General features: G+C 62.8%; 14 protein-coding genes. 2 read left to right on the top strand and 12 right to left on the bottom strand.

What is annotated here, in order from left to right; genetic code table 11:
- Positions 1-1,803, top strand: coding sequence for an asparagine synthase-related protein (locus tag EPJ54_RS08360; RefSeq protein WP_167755640.1), 1,803 nt, complete (start codon positions 1-3; stop codon positions 1,801-1,803).
- On the opposite strand, the gene EPJ54_RS08355 is transcribed toward EPJ54_RS08360, so the two are convergent.
- From EPJ54_RS08355 to EPJ54_RS08320, 8 genes are all read right to left on the bottom strand, one after another.
- Entirely contained in the window at positions 1,715-3,646 is a 1,932-nt protein-coding gene (locus EPJ54_RS08355; protein WP_167755639.1) for an Atxe2 family lasso peptide isopeptidase, read from the bottom strand. The two genes, EPJ54_RS08360 and EPJ54_RS08355, sit on opposite strands and share 89 nt — an antisense overlap.
- 29 nt (positions 3,647-3,675) lie before the next feature.
- Entirely contained in the window at positions 3,676-6,678 is a 3,003-nt protein-coding gene (locus EPJ54_RS08350; protein ID WP_167755638.1) for a TonB-dependent receptor domain-containing protein, read from the bottom strand.
- A 91-nt stretch (positions 6,679-6,769) separates the two neighbouring features.
- Complete coding sequence (locus EPJ54_RS20035) at positions 6,770-6,922, bottom strand: DUF2958 domain-containing protein (RefSeq protein WP_239590824.1); 153 nt, start codon at positions 6,920-6,922, stop codon at positions 6,770-6,772.
- Between the two features lie 153 nt (positions 6,923-7,075).
- Positions 7,076-8,395 carry a type II toxin-antitoxin system HipA family toxin gene (locus EPJ54_RS08340; protein WP_135211261.1) on the bottom strand — a complete coding sequence of 440 codons (1,320 nt, stop codon included), beginning with the start codon at positions 8,393-8,395 and terminating at the stop codon, positions 7,076-7,078.
- The gene (locus EPJ54_RS08335) at positions 8,395-8,637 is read right to left on the bottom strand and encodes a helix-turn-helix domain-containing protein (protein ID WP_135211260.1); all 243 of its coding nucleotides are present in this window, start codon (positions 8,635-8,637) and stop codon (positions 8,395-8,397) included. Before EPJ54_RS08335 ends, EPJ54_RS08340 begins: the two co-directional genes overlap by 1 nt.
- A 69-nt stretch (positions 8,638-8,706) precedes the next feature.
- A complete protein-coding gene (locus EPJ54_RS08330) occupies positions 8,707-9,657 on the bottom strand; it encodes a FecR family protein (RefSeq protein WP_135211259.1) in 951 nt (316 codons plus the stop codon).
- A gap of 21 nt (positions 9,658-9,678) precedes the next feature.
- Positions 9,679-10,185: an RNA polymerase sigma factor gene (locus tag EPJ54_RS08325; protein WP_135211258.1), complete on the bottom strand. Its 507-nt coding sequence runs from the start codon at positions 10,183-10,185 to the stop codon at positions 9,679-9,681.
- On the bottom strand, positions 10,182-10,532 hold the full coding sequence (locus tag EPJ54_RS08320; RefSeq protein ID WP_135211257.1) for a hypothetical protein: 351 nt from the start codon (positions 10,530-10,532) through the stop codon (positions 10,182-10,184). The genes EPJ54_RS08325 and EPJ54_RS08320 overlap by 4 nt, the downstream gene beginning before the upstream one ends.
- A gap of 46 nt (positions 10,533-10,578) precedes the next feature.
- Here EPJ54_RS08320 and EPJ54_RS20410 point away from each other — a divergent pair, with 46 nt between their 5' ends.
- Positions 10,579-10,815 carry a helix-turn-helix domain-containing protein gene (locus tag EPJ54_RS20410; protein WP_135211256.1) on the top strand — a complete coding sequence of 79 codons (237 nt, stop codon included), beginning with the start codon at positions 10,579-10,581 and terminating at the stop codon, positions 10,813-10,815.
- A gap of 228 nt (positions 10,816-11,043) precedes the next feature.
- Here EPJ54_RS20410 and EPJ54_RS08310 read toward each other — a convergent pair whose 3' ends face one another.
- Genes EPJ54_RS08310 through EPJ54_RS08295 form a run of 4 tightly spaced genes read right to left on the bottom strand, consistent with a single transcriptional unit; the run spans position 11,044 to position 16,063 of the window.
- Positions 11,044-11,916, bottom strand: a complete 873-nt coding sequence (locus tag EPJ54_RS08310) for an alpha/beta hydrolase fold domain-containing protein (protein WP_239590910.1) — start codon at positions 11,914-11,916, stop codon at positions 11,044-11,046.
- 38 nt (positions 11,917-11,954) lie between these two features.
- A complete protein-coding gene (locus EPJ54_RS08305; protein WP_135211254.1) occupies positions 11,955-13,454 on the bottom strand; it encodes an FGGY-family carbohydrate kinase in 1,500 nt (499 codons plus the stop codon).
- On the bottom strand, positions 13,451-14,974 hold the full coding sequence (locus EPJ54_RS08300) for a fucose isomerase (RefSeq protein WP_135211253.1): 1,524 nt from the start codon (positions 14,972-14,974) through the stop codon (positions 13,451-13,453). Before EPJ54_RS08300 ends, EPJ54_RS08305 begins: the two co-directional genes overlap by 4 nt.
- Positions 14,975-14,992: 18 nt before the next feature.
- Positions 14,993-16,063 (bottom strand): glycoside hydrolase family 172 protein, encoded by a 1,071-nt coding sequence (locus EPJ54_RS08295; protein WP_135211252.1) that lies wholly within the window; start codon positions 16,061-16,063, stop codon positions 14,993-14,995.
- Positions 16,064-16,066 lie beyond the last annotated feature (3 nt).

The following is a 16,066-nucleotide window of genomic DNA, read 5'->3' as shown; positions in this document are numbered from 1 at the left end:
GTGGCCGAAGCTTCGGCGCGTCGGTTGCTTGCTGGAGCGGGCTGGAAGGAAGTTTGTAGCACGCGGGGTTTTCGCCTCTTCATCACTGAGGGCGCGCGAGATCTCGATCCGATCGTGCTGCCAAACGGTGCTGGCTTAATCCTGGGCGCGTTGTTTGAGACCGAAGCGGGCTTACATCGTCGCAAAGGTGCGCCCGAGCCCCAGGAGGTCAGCCGATGGTGTGAGAGCAATGCGTCCGCGCTCGCCTCCGCCTGTTGGGGCAATTACCTGGCCATCGTCGTGGACGCCGCCAGAGACCGCATTCTGGTTGCGCGCGATCCGACCGGTGGGCGCCCGTGTTACGTGGCCAATCTTGAACACCACGTGCGGATCATTTTCACCGACTTGTCGGACTTCGCGACGATGTGCCCGTTGCCGGATATCGATGAGACCTTCATCGGCTGGTTTCTGACCCAACCCAGACTGGTCTCTGACCGGACCGGACTGCACGGCGTTCGCGAGGTGCTGGCGGGTGAATGTTTGGCGATCGAGGTGGATGGCGCACAGGCGCACCTGATGTGGCGCCCGCCCCAACGTGCGCGCGACCTGATGATTGCGCCCGTCGCGGACATCGCGCGCGAACTGCGCGCGTGCGTGCGCAGCGCCGTCGCAGCGTACGCATCGCTCGAGCGGCCGGTGCTGCATCGGCTGTCGGGCGGATTGGATTCCAGTATTGCTTTATCCGCCTTGGCGGCGACCGAGGCGCATGGGCGCTTGCGCTGCGTCAACGAGTTTACGGCCGATCTCGGTGAGGGCGATGAACGGTCAGCCGCGCGCGCGACGGCGAGCCGGTACGGCGTCGATTTGATCGAGATGCCCTATCGTCCATCCGATCTGGACTATCAGCGTCTCATGGACGTGCCGCTCTCGGCAAAGCCCGCGATCACGCAGCTGAGCTTTGCTGATCGGCAATTGATCAGCCACATCGATCCCGCTTGGGCGACACTCGTCACCTCCGGGCAGGGCGGTGATCAGGTTTTCTTTCGTTCGAACGCGCTCTGCACGGTGGCGGACGCGGTGCGGGATGGCTTGAGCGTACGTGCAGTGCTGGTGAGCGCGCTCAATGCAGCACGCGTCTCTCGCCGGTCGATATGGCCCGCGCTCCGCATGGGCGTGGAATTCGGCTTGCTCCGTCGCCCCGATACCTATGTCCGCGAAATCCTGCACGGGATCGTTGGACGCCAGGACGCCGCGCGCGTGGATGAGGTGGTCGCCGAAGCCATGGCGGACCCTTGGGTGCGTGAAGGGCTCAAGCTCGGTCCTGGCGCTGGCATGCGCGCGCTGCACTTGGCGGATCTTCAATATTACCATGCGCCCTCAGTGATAACGCATCACGCGATCCCCGCGCCGGTTCTTACAGCGCAGCCGATCATAGAATTCTGCTGGCGCGTCCCGACCTATCGCACGACCGAAGGCGGTCGCGACCGCGCCATCGCACGCATGGCGTTCGCGGACGATTTGCCGCCAAGCGCGGTCGCGCGGCAGCGCAAAGGCGACACGACGCGGTTCTTTGCACAAGTGGCGCAACTCAATGGCGAGTTCATTCGCGACCTGCTGATCGACGGCGAATTGACGAAGATGGGCTTGTTCGATCCCAAGCGGCTCAACGAAAAGCCCGCGAGCGCGGTGCTCGACTTCTCTCAGGAGCTCGTCGCGGAAATTTGGCTTCGGCGCATCAAGGCTGCGCGGCGTGCGTTTGTCGAAGCGCGCGCCAGCGCGCGTAGCGATCGGGATCGCGCGGATCGGGCGTCTCCCGATCCATGAGCCAAAAGTCGATCCAATCCATTGCACGCGCCTGCGCCATGGCGAGCTGACTTGGACGCCATTTGGTGTGATAGGCGCCTGGATAGATGAACACCTCGATCGGCGCAGTCCCGCGCTGATGGGCGTAAAAGGGCAAGCCGCTCAGCGCTTCGGACTGTGATAAATTCATCAGCAGCGGCGTCCTGATAGGTTCCGCGTAAAAGCGCGGCGCGTTGTGACGCCACCACGGATTCATCTCCCCGATGCCTGGATCGAACGGACCCCAATCCAAGGACTCGCGATAATCCTCGCTCCAGAGCCACCAGGTGACGGGGTCCGTCGGCGGCGTGCTGCTGACAGCGGCGGCGAAGCGGCGCTGGCGCAGCGCCCAAAACAACGTCTCCGCGCCATCGCTCATGCCGGTGATGGCGATGCGGTCTTCATCGACCAAGCCGCGTTGCGCGACTTGTCTGATCAAACCTTCAAGCGAGTCGATTTTGATCCGCTCCTCACCGTCGCCGAGCAATTGACGCCGATCGTACTCAAGGCGGGTGACTCGTTCCTCGAGTCCCCGAGCTTCAGGACGCTCCACGCTCATGACCACATAGCCGCGCGCGGCGAGAGGAAAGATGGGAAATTCCCCACCTGTGCCGCCGCGCAGAAAGCCACGCGAGCGATATTGGACGATGACCATCGGATAGGCGCGGCCCGGTGCGTATGCTTCCGGATAGACGAGGTGGGCGTAGGATTCATTGCCGTCCGCGTCGCGAAACGCGATGCGTTCGATCTGCGGCAGGCGCATGCGCGCCCATTGCGGGTTGGGCTGGTAGATCGTGGTCATCGCGCCAGTCGAGAGTACAATCGCCACGACGTGGCGCGGCTCCGCCGGACTTTCCCGGAGGCAAAAGAGGTGCGTCGTATTGCCGACGCAGCCCAGCAATCTCTCGTCTGCGACGCGAAGAAGGCGCAAAGCTTGCGAACGCGGTGTCCAGAGATAGGTCGCCGTGTCGCCATCGGCCACGGCTTCGCCGCGCGTAAACCAGATCATATCTCCCACGCGCCCGGTCTCACGAATGCGTCCGCTGCATTGTTCGGCTGCGCATCGCACCTCTTGACCATCGACAGGCGCGTAGAGGGCCTGCGCCGGACGATAAGCGGCGCTTGCGGGGTCCAAGGCGCCGATCCGAGGGGCGTCAGCGGCTGCGCGCGCGAAGGCCTCGTCGGCGCCCGTCCTTGCGGCGCGCAATCGGCCAGAGCGCACGTCCAGGGTTTGATAGGATCGTCCGCTATCGACGTCCGGATTGGGCGTGAGTGAGAACGTGGCGTCAAAATCGTCGGTGACGAGAAACCCATCTCGGTCCTGCACGTCACGCATCGCCGCGAGCGTCGCCCGCGGCGTATCGAGATTGAGCAAGATTTCGTTGGTCGACAGCCAACGAAAGTCGCGCACGTCACCGGACGTTGTCGCCAGCATTCGGGATCGCCCTTGCAGGTCGCTCGTCCAAAGCTCGGCGCGGCCATCACGCTCGGCGATATAGGCGACGCTGCGACTGTCGGGCGCCCAGCGTACGACGCGATCGAGCCAAATGCCGCTGCGCCGCCCGCCCTCGTCATGTAGAAGCAAACCGCCGCCGTCGCCGATGACGCGCTGCGTGGATTCGGTTGCTGTGGCGGGCATGAGCAACAGCGTGTAGCGCCCGCCGGCCAGGTCATCGGTTTCTTCGGCTTGAAAGAACGCGAGCCAAGCGCCGTCTGGCGAGAGCGATAATCCCGCGCGATGCGTTCCGATCTCGCGGAGCGCCATAAGATCCTGGATTGTCGGCGATTGCGCCTGCGCGCATGTCGCGAGGGCGACGGCGGTCATAGAGACCGCCGTCGCAAGCAAGGACCGCATCACCATGCGTGGCGCACCTCGACTGCGATGAAGCGCCCGACAGGGGAGGCGATTTGTGAGTCGAACGCGTAGCCGATCGGGTTGTTGGCGAAGGGCGGATCTTCATCGAACAGGTTCTGGATATTGAGCGTGAGTTGCGTGCCGCGCTCATCCGGATTGTCGCGCCAGACATGGCCAAGCTGCACATCCCACGTGGTCCAGGATGCGATCCGGCGATTGGGCGAAGAGAAGGTGTCGCGGTAATCGTCGACGTAATTGGCTGCAAGCGACGCGCTCCAATCGTCGCGGCTCCAGGCCAAGCCAGCGCGCCCGCGCCAATCGACAGGGTTGAGCATGGTGTCGACGACATCGCGCGGGGCGCTGGCGGGACCCGCTTGTGTCGTGTGTTGCAAGACATGGCTTGCGCTGGCGAAGAATTGGAGATCGCCGAACCCGGTTTCCCATAGATAGCGCGCGGCAAGATCGACGCCGCGCATGCGCACGCCGGCCAGATTGGTCAGGCGGCCGTCGAAAATGACCTCGATGCCTTCGGGCGCAGAGCCTGTGAGCGCTGTCGGCAGCGACGAATAATAGGCGATCTGCTCAGGCGTGGGATTGCGGAAGAAGACGCCCTCGAATCCTGCGGGATTGCTCAAGGCGGCGACAATGCTTCCGGGATCGGAAATGCGATCCACGAAATCGATGTCGAAATACGTGGCCTCAAGACTGAAACCGTCAGCCCATGATGGATGGAAATCGAAGCCCGCAGTCCAATTGTCGGCGCGCTCGGGGCGAAGATCTGGATTTGTCCCCGACAAAATCAAAGCGCCGGTGGAGCCATCGGTGGCGAACGGATCGAGCGCGGGCGTGATGGATTGTAGGGAGCCGCCGATGCCGCCGAACAATTGTTGAAATTGCGGCGCCTTGAATGACTCACCCCACGAGCCGCGCAGGGAAAGATCATCATTCACCGACCAGGTCACGCCCAGTTTCGGCGTTGTCGCGCCGCCGAAATCGCTGGCCTCTTCGTAACGCAACGACATCGAGACATCGAGCGCGCGCACGAAGGGCACGGTATTGTTGGCGGAGAGGAGCGGCAGATAGAGCTCGGCGAAGATCGCATCGGTGGACCGCGACGCCGGGGCCACGATTTCATTGAAGGTCGTCCCGCTTGGCGCGTCGCGTGTGAGCAGGAGCTGGAATTCCTCCTCGCGCCGCTCCACACCGAATGCTGCGCGGGCGCGCCCGCCCCAAATTTGGAAGAGGGGGCCGTCCGCTTTCAGGCCGTAGGTGACGAGAGCCGATTCAGAGTCGAGATAATCATCATAGGTCAGGTTCTGCAGCACGGCGGCGGGAGAATTGGAGCCGTCGGCAAAAGGATTGAAGGCGGTGGCGGGATCATTGCTGGCAAGCGCCGCCGCAAGCAGACCCGCGCCGGCGAAGACATTGCCTTGATGGGCGTGATCTTCATTGTGGCTGTAGGACACACTGGCGTCGATGCGCCAATCATTGGCGAGCGCATAGATGCCGCCAAATGCAATCGAATAGGCGTCGGTGCGCGTGTCGTACCGCGTGGGCCCCAGATCCTCGCCCATATTGTAACGCATGGTGATGGCGCCTTGGCCGGGGAAGAGATTGTTCATCACCCGATAGGCGTTGGTCTCGGGAATGGTGAGCGTGACATTGTTCTGAAAGCGGCGCGCGGCCGCTTCGCGCCGTGTCGCCACGATATCGATGAACACTTCAAAGTCTGACGCCACTTCCTGACGCGCTGAGGCAAAGAGGCTCGAACTGGTTTGTTCGGGCAGCAGCGAATTGCCTTCGTTGAAGGGGCGATAATTCAAGACGCCCGGCAAGAGATCGCTCTCGCTCAGCGACGTGCCGTCCTGACCTTCAGGAATGGCGAGCACGACTGGGGTTGCGCCGATGCGCGTGATGTTGCCCGGGTTGCTGGCGATGGAGCCAAAATTCGACCCGCCCCAGGGGCGCAGATCGGAGGTCGCCGAGAATGCGCGATCAGCGGATTCCAAAGCACTGCGATCGCGATATTCATAACCGGCAACGATTGAGCCGGTGCGCCAGGCATTGCCCATGACATGCGAGAAGCCGATCTCGGCGGGATCGCCGCGCGTGGCCTCGCCATAGCGCAGCGATGTCTCCGCACCTTCGAAATCGCGGCGCAGGATTACATTGACCACCCCTGCGACCGCGTCGCTGCCATACGTCGCCGAGGCGCCGTCCGCCAGCACATCGATGCGTTCGACCGCCGCCAACGGAATAGTCGAGATGTCGACAAAATTACCCCAGCCCGAAGCGGCAAGGCGGCGGCCGTTGAGCAAAGTCAAAGTCGCATCGGCGCCAAGGCCGCGCAGATTGATGGTCGAACCAAAAGCGACATTGCGCCCGTAATCGATCGCGCCGATCTGGTTGCCGTCATTCTGTGAGCCCGCGAAATTCTGCGGCAGGGTTTGGACAACGTCGGCGAGCGTGGTGCGACCCGTCGCATCGATGTCGCCACGATCAAGGGTGATGACATTGGCGCCCGAGGGGGCCGCGCCGCGAATGCGCGTGCCTGTAATCACGAGATCGGCGTCAGCTTCATTGTGCGCCGCGGGAGCGCCGATGACGGGATCATCGGCGCTCCCGCTCTGGGGGTGGCGCTGGGGGACCTCGCGAATGACGAGGGTGTCGCCGGCGAATTCGGCGCGCACGCCGCTTTCGCCAAGGAGAAGTTGGAGCGCCTGCGTAGGTGCGTAGCGACCGCGCACGGCGTTTGAGGAAAAGCCTTCAATGTCATGCTGCGCGAACAGGATTTGGGTATTGGTCTGTTCGGCAAAGCGAAGCAGCGCCGAAGAGAGCGGTTGCGCCGGAATATCATAAGCGATTGCCGCTGCATCTTCCGCAGCGGCTTCAGCATAGGTCTGCGCCTGCGCCGCGCCGATCAAGGCAAGTCCCGACACTGACGCCAGCGCCATCGCCAACGCCGAGCGCACGCCAAAGCGGCGTGCATATGAATTCGTCATCCCAAATCTCCCCATTCGGCGTCTGAGCGCGCCTTCCTTGGGAGAAAGACCATCGAGCCGCGAAAACCCCGCAGCCCGATGGCGAGAAAGTTCAGGCTATAATCCGCCCAGCCAAGCGGGTCACATCCGCATAGGCGCAGAGCGGCTTGTCTGCTGCGAAGTGCAGATCGCGTTCCACGGCGAGGCCTGCAGTCCGAAGGACGAAGCTACGGGGTCCGGCGTGCTGGCGTCGTCTCCAGTCCATTTCGTCACCTCGGCGATGGCGCTCTGCTAGCGCTTGGGCTTCGCAGAAAGTTTCAGGTGGGCGCCTGAGGCTCGGCACAGATGCTCGCCTCGCGCCAAGTTGGTCACGATGCATTGGCGCATAGCGACACCGCGCCGACACGCCACAACTGGACTAGGCCGTGGCTGGCGCCTCTTCGATCTTCAATTCCGCGCGTTTGCGCGCGCCTTTGTCAATTGCATCGGCGAGGGCGCCAGGAAAATCGGCAGGAAGCTCTGCGCGAGCTTTGTCGAGCGCTGCGCCGATGCGCGCGCGCACGTCTTCGAAAAGATCTTTGGCCCGATCCGGCGCAATGGCAGATGCTTGCGCTGTTTCGACGAAGTGCCGCGGGACCAACCTGTTGACGCCGTAGTGCCGGCTTTTTCCTGCGGCCATGGCGAGTTTGTATTTGTTCCAGGGGAGCTGCTTGGCGTCGACCACGGGCTGGACTGACATGACATCATAGAGCGGCGCCATGTGAAAGCGATCGCCCGAAAAGAGTCGGATGCTGAAATTCTTGGCGTGGCCATCGGTTGCACCCAACAGCCAGAATGCAAAAACGGCTCTCAAGAAAAGGTCTTGATCTGCTTTGGGGTCGTCGCTGGCTTTGAGGAGCTGAAGCGCGTCGACAATGCCTGGCCCGCCATCGGTTTCGTATTTTTTCGTCGGGGCAACGCCCAAAGCTTGGCAGAAATCTTCCTGCGGCAGGCGAAGCAGGCGTCCATCTTTCGTCCATTCGCGATCGAATCGCTCGACTGAAAGTACGCGCACGTCTTCAAAATCGAGGATTGTCGTTTTAGCTGCGGGCAAATCAAGCGCGCGAAGAACCGCCAGGCAGAAGTGCTCGTTCTCAACGCTCTGGCTAAGATCAATCTCACCTCTCTTGCCGATTTGCGGTTTGATGATGTGTGTGGTTGGCGTTGCGCCCTTCGGGCGGAGCCAGGCGCCGTTCAAATAGAGAAGGGCGGTCTTTTCTTGCGCCCCAGCGAGCGAGATCCGGAAATCCCCATCCTCGCTAAGACCCAATGGCGATTGCGCCAGGTTTTTGATGATGGTCGCTATTTCAGCGTCGCTCAGTTTCTCACCGGCAATATCGTCGGTGGTGGACGCGGTCTCGCCTTCGGGTATGAATTGGAGCGCGCCCACGCAATCGCGACCTATGGCGGAGAGCAGGGAATAAGCGTCGCTACCCTCTGCGCGCACGCTCGAGGCAATTTGGCGACGGATGGCGTCATTGTCGGGCAAGAGATTGTCGAACACCGCGATGACTTCTGCGCCAACGTAGCGATCCTCGCGTAATGGCAGTGAGAGCGATACCGACATCGGGTCGGAGGAAGCGAGCCAGGCCGCATCGTATTGAAATTCGATCGCGCCATTGGTTTGGCGCTGCAGCACCCCGACCTGTTGGCCGTTCAGCAGGACGTTGAGCGGGACGTATGTTGCGCGCCTGGCCATTAGGCGTCACCGCCGCGCAGGACGCCCTTGGTTCTGGTGCGCAGAACAAGCTCAAGATCCAGAGCTGTGAGCAGACTAAAGAGCGTTTCAAGTTGCATTGGCTCGCCGGCCTCAGCCGATGAGACGGTGGCCTGACGCAGCGAAGCTTGGGTCGCAAGCGCCGCTTGGGTTAGCTTCAAAGCGCGGCGGCGCCGGCGCAGGGCAGCGCCAATTTGCTTGGGAGATCGGGCAAGTTGGTCCATGGCCGGCCTTCATGAATATACGCCCCACCGTATACGCTCATCTTATACGGTCAAGAGTATAAATCTGGTTTATACGCTGCGGCGCATGAGAATGATGCTCCCGTCGGCGCGTCGGAGCACCTCGACCCCTAGATTATTCTCCAGCAGCGATAAGAACGCTTCGCCGTCGCGCGCATCAATATAGCCCCCGACGCGCAGCGCCTCGAGTTCAGAATTAGCGAAGACAAAACGCATGCCCGTCTGAGCTGAGACATCAGCCGCCGCCTCGCGCAGACTTTCGCCAGCGAAAGCGAGGCGATGTTCGCGCCATGCCAAACGTTGAGAGGCGCGCTCTTCTGAGAGCGGCGCCACACTCGCAGCCTCGCGCGACAGCACCAGTTCTTGTGAGACACCCACGATGTCAGCTGCGTCGCGCGAAGAGACGCGCCCGGCAAACACGCTCGTGCGCACGAAGTCTGGGCCCACCTTGACCGAAAAGACGCCGGCCTCAGCCAGCACAGCGCCAAACGGCGTACGCACTTCAAACCCGCGCGGATCCTCCGCGACCGTGAACAAGGCTTCGCCACGGGAGAGCGTGGCGCGCCGCCGTTCGGCGGTGAAGGCCACGCGCAAATCAGTATCGGCATTGAGAGCGACAGAGCTGCCGTCCTGCAACTCAGCGGTCTCTCGTCCACCGACGGGAGTGCGGTAGCTCGCGGCAAAGGTGGTGGCAGGCGTCAGCGCCCAGAAGCTTAAAGCGCCTGCTCCAACAACGGCGCCGCCGCCGGCGAGGAGAACTCGCCGTGACAAGGTGCGCCGGCGCGGCCGAGCAGTGACTGGGAATTCAGGCGCCAAGAGCTTCAGCGCATCGAGCTTGTCCCAGGTGCGGCTCAAGGCCTCGTGGGCGATGCGGTTCTCTTCGGATGCGGCCAGCCATTGGCGAAACCGCTGATGGTCTTCGAGCGTGACGTCCGAGGCTTCGAGCCTGGCTATCCAGCGGCTCGCTTCCAGCTCGGCGTCGGTCAGTCGACGCTCACTCATCCGCCCAGGTCCGATCTTGGCTCAATCTTCAGCGCGGAACGCGCTCAGATATTCGTAGCAGAAGGCTATAGCGTCGGCGATGTAGCGTTCGACGGTGCGGTGCGAGACGCCGAGCCTTTGGCCGATTTCCTTATGCGAGAGACCCTCGACCTTGAACAGCACGAGGGCCGCCCGCTGGCGTTCGGGCAGGAGCTGCATGATCGCCCGAAGCCGCTCGGCCTCGTCGGTGCGCTCCAGCACCTCTTCAGGCGAGGGGCGCTCGCAAGGGTGCTCCAGAGAAGCGATATCGCCGACTGCGTCGGTGGCGGCGATCTTCTGCCGCTTCAGCTCATTCAGCGCGATATTGTGCGCGGTGCGGAAGAGCCAGGCGCGCGGCGCCTCGATCGATCCAGGCTTGGCAGCCGCCAGCCGCGCAAATGCATCCTGCGCCACATCATCAGCTGAGATCGCAGACCCAAACCGCGACAGATAACGCCGCAAACCCGGCGCCATCTCCTCGAACAATCGCATGAGATCCTTCTGGCTCATGACGCCATCTCTCGCTGGAGCTCTTGCAGGCGCTCAACGAGGCGGGGCAGTTCAGAGATGTGGAAGGTCTCGATGTGTGGTGACGCTTCTGAATTTCGCTGTCGGGAATAGAGCAGCCCCGCCCAGACGAAGTCACCTTCAGCCACCATTGTTGCGAGGGCGGCATAATCGTCTGGGTGGTCCTCCTCCGCGCAGCGCACGACCGCCAGGCGCGTGGGGGAGAGCGCGATCACCAGATCATGAGCGCGATCGCCGACGAGGACACGGGCGATGATGGTGAGGTCGCCCGTGCGTGTGATCCGGGACTGAACGAGCTCCGCAGGACCGTGGGACGCAGTGGAATACATATTATAGTTGATAACACTAAAGTGTGTGAATTGCCACCGTTCCCGCATGGATATGCGGGCGCTTGTTGGGCGCAACTTCTCGCGAATCCGACGGGAAAAGGGACTTACTCAGGAGCAGTTGGAGGAGCGGTCCGGCTTTAGCCAGCAGTATATCTCTGGCCTCGAGAACGGGATGCGCAATCCAACCGTTGTGACGCTCTTTGAGTTAGCTCAGGCGCTAGGCGTTGGACCTGTCGATCTCGTGATGCCCGATGGGAAGGGCAAGCAACCTCGAAAGAGGTGAGGCTGCTATGGGGCAAAAGCGGTCGTTCGCCCCATCTCAAAATGTCGGCAAGCGGACATCGATAGAGCGCGTCCTTGGTAAGGGAGAGGTCGAGGGGGCTGCTCGACGTCTTCAGGCCAAAAGCCGAAAAGCTTGGCCGCATGGCGCAGTCGCGTGCCCGATCTACATCTGTCCGGCGTTCGCATCTGGTGCCCGACGACCGCCCGCGCGCTTGCTCGGATGCAGCCGTCAACCTGCGCCGTCGATGAAACGTCGGATATGGGCGAGCGCCGCTCTGCTCTCCGGCGCGTGCGGCGCGATCGTGACGAAGGAGTGAAACAGTCCCTCGTGAAGCGCCAATTCGGCGCCGGAGCTTTTCAGGCGTTCATGCAGGCGCAGCGCGTCGGAAAGCAGGATTTCCTCCGATCCGCAGAGCAGCAGCGCGGGTGGGAAGCGGAGATCGAAGATTGCGTGGATCGGTGACGCGTCAGGATGAGCGAACTCTGCGCCCGCATAAGCCTCAGCGGCGACGCGCAGGCCCGGCTCGTAGGCGAGGATCGGATCGCGGTGGGCGTGGGTGCGATGGGTGTCGCTGTTGGCGCTGAGGTCGGCCCAGGGCGAGATCAGGACCAATCTGGGCGGTGGAGATTTATGCGATTGCAGCCCGTGCTGTGTTGAGGCGAGAGCCAAGCCGCCGCCAGCGGAATCGCCGATAAGCGCGGCGATTGGCGTTTCGGCGCAGATCGCTTCGATTGCTGCGGCTGTAACCGGTACAATGGTGCGGAAGCTTGCTTGTGGCGCCAGCGGATAATCGAGCGAGATCAGCGGACGTTCGAGCGCAAGCGCCATTGGAGCGCTGGCGAACAGGCTGGAGTGCGCGGAGAAGGTTGTATAGGCGCCGCCATGGAGGAAGATCGCAGGCGCTGCATCGCCTGCGTTCGGCGGCGCGATGAGCAGCGCCTTCATGCCGGCATAGATTCGCTCGTGCACACTCGCGCCGGTTTGCTTCAGCGCGATTTCGCAATGCATGCGCGCGCGCTCTTCGATGTCGGCCTGGACGGCGCGCCATCCGGCGATGTCGTCGGCGGCAGGAGGCGGCGCTCGTTCGGCGTGCGGCTGCACCCGCGCCAATATTGCCTGAAGCTCCTGCGACAGCATAGCTAAGCGGAGATCGATTTTAGCGCGACATAGGCGCGGCAATATTTTTCGTAAGGCGCGGCATAGGCGGCGTGCGCGTCGGCGCTTGGTTCGACCACGCGATGATCGCCGACCATGGCGTACGCTGCGGCGTCCAGATTTTCGAATAAACCAGCGCCCATCGCAGCGAACATGGCGCTGCCGAGGGCGGGCGCGCAGGCCGCGGATGAGACGCGGATCGGGCGGCCGATGACCTCCGCATGAATTTGGGTCCAAAGCGGAGAACGTGCGACGCCGCCGCAGAGCGCGATGTCATCGCAGGCGACGCCGCGCGTTTGCATGGTTTCGAGCACCAGCCGCGTGCCATAGGCGACGCTCTCCAGCAGCGCACGGAAGGCGTGGCCGCGCGTATGTGTCAGTGAAAGTCCGGTGAAGGCGCCGCGTGAGGCTGCGTCGGTGTGCGGCGTGCGATTGCCTTGAAAATGATCCTGCGCGATCATGCCGTCGCAGCCGATTGGGACCTGCGCGGCTTCTCGATCCAATTCGGCGTAAGCGGCGTTGCCGGCCAAGGTGCGTCGAAACCAATTGACGGCCGAGCCGGTCGAAGTTTGTCCGCCTTCAACGACGAATGCCCCCAGGCGGAGCACATCGGCATATGCGCCCCAGATTCCGGGGCCATGCAGGGCCACGTCGGTGACAGCGAGCTGCAGATGCGATGAACCGGTGACGAGCGCGATCGCGCCGGGGCGTACAACGCCTAGCCCGGCCATGGCGATGAAGGCGTCGGCGCCGCCTTGGACGACAGGAATGCCGGCCGGCAGATTGAGCGCTTCCGCCGCGGATGAAGAGAGACCAGCGATGACAGAACCTGGATCGACAATAGTGCGTGGCCATTTGTCGAGCAGCGCTTCAAGCTCAAGCTTCCGCAGCATTGCGTGTGGCGCACCGCCGGTGGCGTGGCGGAAATGCCAGCGCACGCCTGTATTGTTGGCGCTCGCCGTCATCTCGCCGGTCAGGCGGAAGTTCAGATAGTCCTGATACTCGCAGATATAGGCGGCGCGCTCGAACAGGTCGGGCTGGTGACGTTTCAGCCAGAGCGCTTTGGGGATCATCCATTCCGCCGAAACGGGACCCGCGCCGCCATTGTTGACGTCGAGCGCGGCATCCTTGGTCGCTAACACGTCGGCGGCTTCGGCGCTGGCGCGCACGTCCATCCAAAGCAGAGCGGGTCGCAGCGGCGCGCCGTTGCGATCGAGCACGCAGACGGTGCAGCAAGTGGTGTCGAGCGCGATGGCGCGAATGGCGTTCGCGGAGATGCCTGCCTTCTTCACCGCCTCCGGCAGCGCCGTGCAGAGCGCACGCCACCAATCCTCCGGGGCCTGCTCGGCTTGGCCAGGCGCTGGAAAGTCCGTTGCGTAAGGCGCGCTGGCGACGCCAAGCTCAAATCCGTTCAGATCAAACACAGCGACGCGCAGACTCTCGGTGCCGCCGTCGACGCCGATGACGACAGGGCGCTCGCTCATGACGCCTTGTCCGAGACGAAGCGCACGCGATAGCCCAAGGCCTCGCTGAGCGCGACCATTTCGCCGAGGATGTCGCCATAGGCGACTGCGACGTGGTTGCTCAAATAGTGCGCCATCAGCGTATCCCGCGACATGCCGAGGTCGGCGGCCATGAACGGCCATTCGCGCGTTGTCGAGTTCCACCAGCGGTCGCGTGTTTCCGGCGCTAGCGCCAGCACTTCGCCGCGGCCGACATCCATCCAGAGCTCGCCGCGGCGCACATAAGCGCGCGCCCAGGTGATCTGGCCCGGCAAGCTTTCGCCGGCGAACGTGCCGCCGGGGATCGGGAAGTAGGCCGAAGGCTGGCGATAGCAGTGCACGCCTTTGAGCGTGTCGGGATCGTGATTGAAGGCGTAGGCGCCGCTTGAGCCCGAATTGAGCAGCAGCCAAACGAAGCGCCTGTCGACTTCTTCGCCCCAGCGTATATCGTGGAAGAACACCGATTGATGCAGACCGCGAGCCTTCAGGATGCGCTTCATCATCTCCATCGGTAGAAGATTGCCTTGGTCGGCTTCGGTGGAGTCGATGATGGTGTCGCCGTTGGATTCTGGTCGGCAGGTGGAATTCAACAGACCTTCGGCGAAATCCGAGGGCGGGCGTGAGCCGATCAGGCCGAGCTGGTATTGCCAGCCAATGCAATCGGCCTTGAACTCGGCGGCGAGATCAAGCACGGCGAGATAATCGCGCAATTGTTCGCGTGTCGCCGCTTCGTTGAAGTCTTCCGCCCCCGGCGCGCTGTAATGAAATTCGACGCCGCGATCGACGACGAAGCGATAGGCGTCGTCGATGCGCGTTTGCGCGATGGTCTTGCCGCGCTCGATGATCCAAGCTTGATCGACCTTGTGTTCGGCGAAGCCGACCTTCGAAAGTAGGCGCGGACCAAAATAGCCGTTCGTCATGCCCATCGACGTGTCGCCCAGCATCATGGCCAGCGGCCTGCGCCGCTTCATCCCGGCGGCGATTGTGTTGGCGATGGCTTGCGCCTGCGCCGATGGTCTAGGCGGCGCACGCAGCGATGTTTCATCATAAGAAATGGCGCCGTTGGCGGTCCACGCTTCAAGCCGCTGCATGAAGGGTTCGTCGTCGCGCCAATCGGCGGCGTCGGACCAGATTCGGCTGGCGGCGCGGTCGATCATCTCCAGGCACGCGCCGGTGTTGAGCAGGCCGACGAGCCCCGGCCATTGGCCGGAGAAATTACTGGCGAGCAGCAGCGGGTTGTCTTTGCCCGCGACGCCGTCGGTCGTATGCGGACCATAGACCCAGTGCGCATAGATGCCGATGATCGGATCATCGACCGTGCTGAGGCGTTCGATGGCTTCGTGCGGGCGCGTCAGCATGCCTGGGATGCGCTTGTGCTTGCGTCCGAGGCGGTCGAGCGCGCGCTCAATCTGCTGCGTCGCCGCTTCAACCTGCGGCTCCGCCAGCTTATTCGGTGTGGGGCGATAATCGCCGGGGCAGAAGATCTGAATGGTGTCGGACATAGCGGACTCCGCGAACGATCACGGTGGAGGAACGAAAATGCCGGCAAGTCGCAGCGCAGGTTCAGCGCATGGCGGCAGGGGCGAAGAGGGCGAGGACTCGTACCAGAACGTCGCAGACGACCAGTCGTCGGCGCGTTCGAACAGCTCGGCCTTATAGTCGTCGATCGTGCGCGCTTTGTAAGTCGGGCGATGCCCTATCTGCTGAATGGTGACGCGCATTCGGCGTTGGCACAGGATCGGATCGGCGACGTGCCAGCGATAGATCGACACCATGCCGGTGTCGGTGACGTCGGCCTTCTCGCGGAAATTGCAGCCATTGTGCAGGAAGGCTTCGTCCTGGATGCCAAAAGCGTGGCCGACATAATCTTCCGTGCCGGTGCCGACGATGGTGGCGAACTCGGTGTCGTTGTCGATGTAGGCTTTTAGCTCGCCTTCGCCCCACCACAGCGGGTCGTGCGGACGAATGCCGAGCACGGCGCCGAGATAACGGATGCGGCCCTGGCGCTCCGGCAGGATTTCGAGGTCGCGGGTCTTGGTGGTTGGGTTCTCGCGATTGAACCACGCATGCAAGCGTCCGACCTCTTCCTCGTGGCCGTCACCGAGGGTGTAATCGATCTGGTAGAAGAGCGGCAGGCGCGCGCCGGATTGATTGACGAACTCGATGCGCGCATGCTTCGTGAACGGCATCGGCAGCCATGAATTCATGCCTTTGGTGGAGCTGACCGAGTGAAACACGCTCTGGAAGGCGTTGGCCTTACCGTTGGCGAAGCCGAAGAACTCGCCGAGCGGTAGTTCGACGCTTGGGTGTTTTTGCCCCTCCCAATAGATGCGGATCAGTGCGCCGCGCAGCAGATGCGCTTTGTCGTGCGTGGTGAGCCAGATATGGCGGATCGTGCCGTTGCCGGTGATGTCGGCGAGCGTGATGGTTTCGCCGTTCTGGACATGGCGCACGGCCGAGCCTTTGCGGCCGTGCCCGAGCGGGCTTGCTTCCATGCCGCCAGCGCCGGGCGCGCCGGTGGGATTCTCAAACGAGATCGAGCGCGACACCAGGCCTGGCTGAATCCGGAACGGGTTATCGAAGAGGGTCATCGT

This window comes from Vitreimonas flagellata, assembly GCF_004634425.1.
Lineage (GTDB): Bacteria > Pseudomonadota > Alphaproteobacteria > Caulobacterales > Aquidulcibacteraceae > Vitreimonas > Vitreimonas flagellata.
This window is presented reverse-complemented; position numbering and strand designations above follow the sequence as displayed.

What these genes read in the sequence shown, in the direction of transcription:
- EPJ54_RS08355 (WP_167755639.1), bottom strand. Translation starts at nt 3,646, where the DNA reads ATGACCGCCGTCGCCCTCGCGACATGCGCGCAGGCGCAATCGCCGACA.
- EPJ54_RS08350 (WP_167755638.1), bottom strand. Translation starts at nt 6,678, where the DNA reads ATGACGAATTCATATGCACGCCGCTTTGGCGTGCGCTCGGCGTTGGCG.
- EPJ54_RS20035 (WP_239590824.1), bottom strand. Translation starts at nt 6,922, where the DNA reads ATGGACTGGAGACGACGCCAGCACGCCGGACCCCGTAGCTTCGTCCTT.
- EPJ54_RS08340 (WP_135211261.1), bottom strand. Translation starts at nt 8,395, where the DNA reads ATGGCCAGGCGCGCAACATACGTCCCGCTCAACGTCCTGCTGAACGGC.
- EPJ54_RS08335 (WP_135211260.1), bottom strand. Translation starts at nt 8,637, where the DNA reads ATGGACCAACTTGCCCGATCTCCCAAGCAAATTGGCGCTGCCCTGCGC.
- EPJ54_RS08330 (WP_135211259.1), bottom strand. Translation starts at nt 9,657, where the DNA reads ATGAGTGAGCGTCGACTGACCGACGCCGAGCTGGAAGCGAGCCGCTGG.
- EPJ54_RS08325 (WP_135211258.1), bottom strand. Translation starts at nt 10,185, where the DNA reads ATGAGCCAGAAGGATCTCATGCGATTGTTCGAGGAGATGGCGCCGGGT.
- EPJ54_RS08320 (WP_135211257.1), bottom strand. Translation starts at nt 10,532, where the DNA reads ATGTATTCCACTGCGTCCCACGGTCCTGCGGAGCTCGTTCAGTCCCGG.
- EPJ54_RS20410 (WP_135211256.1), top strand. Translation starts at nt 10,579, where the DNA reads ATGGATATGCGGGCGCTTGTTGGGCGCAACTTCTCGCGAATCCGACGG.
- EPJ54_RS08305 (WP_135211254.1), bottom strand. Translation starts at nt 13,454, where the DNA reads ATGAGCGAGCGCCCTGTCGTCATCGGCGTCGACGGCGGCACCGAGAGT.
- EPJ54_RS08300 (WP_135211253.1), bottom strand. Translation starts at nt 14,974, where the DNA reads ATGTCCGACACCATTCAGATCTTCTGCCCCGGCGATTATCGCCCCACA.
- EPJ54_RS08295 (WP_135211252.1), bottom strand. Translation starts at nt 16,063, where the DNA reads ATGACCCTCTTCGATAACCCGTTCCGGATTCAGCCAGGCCTGGTGTCG.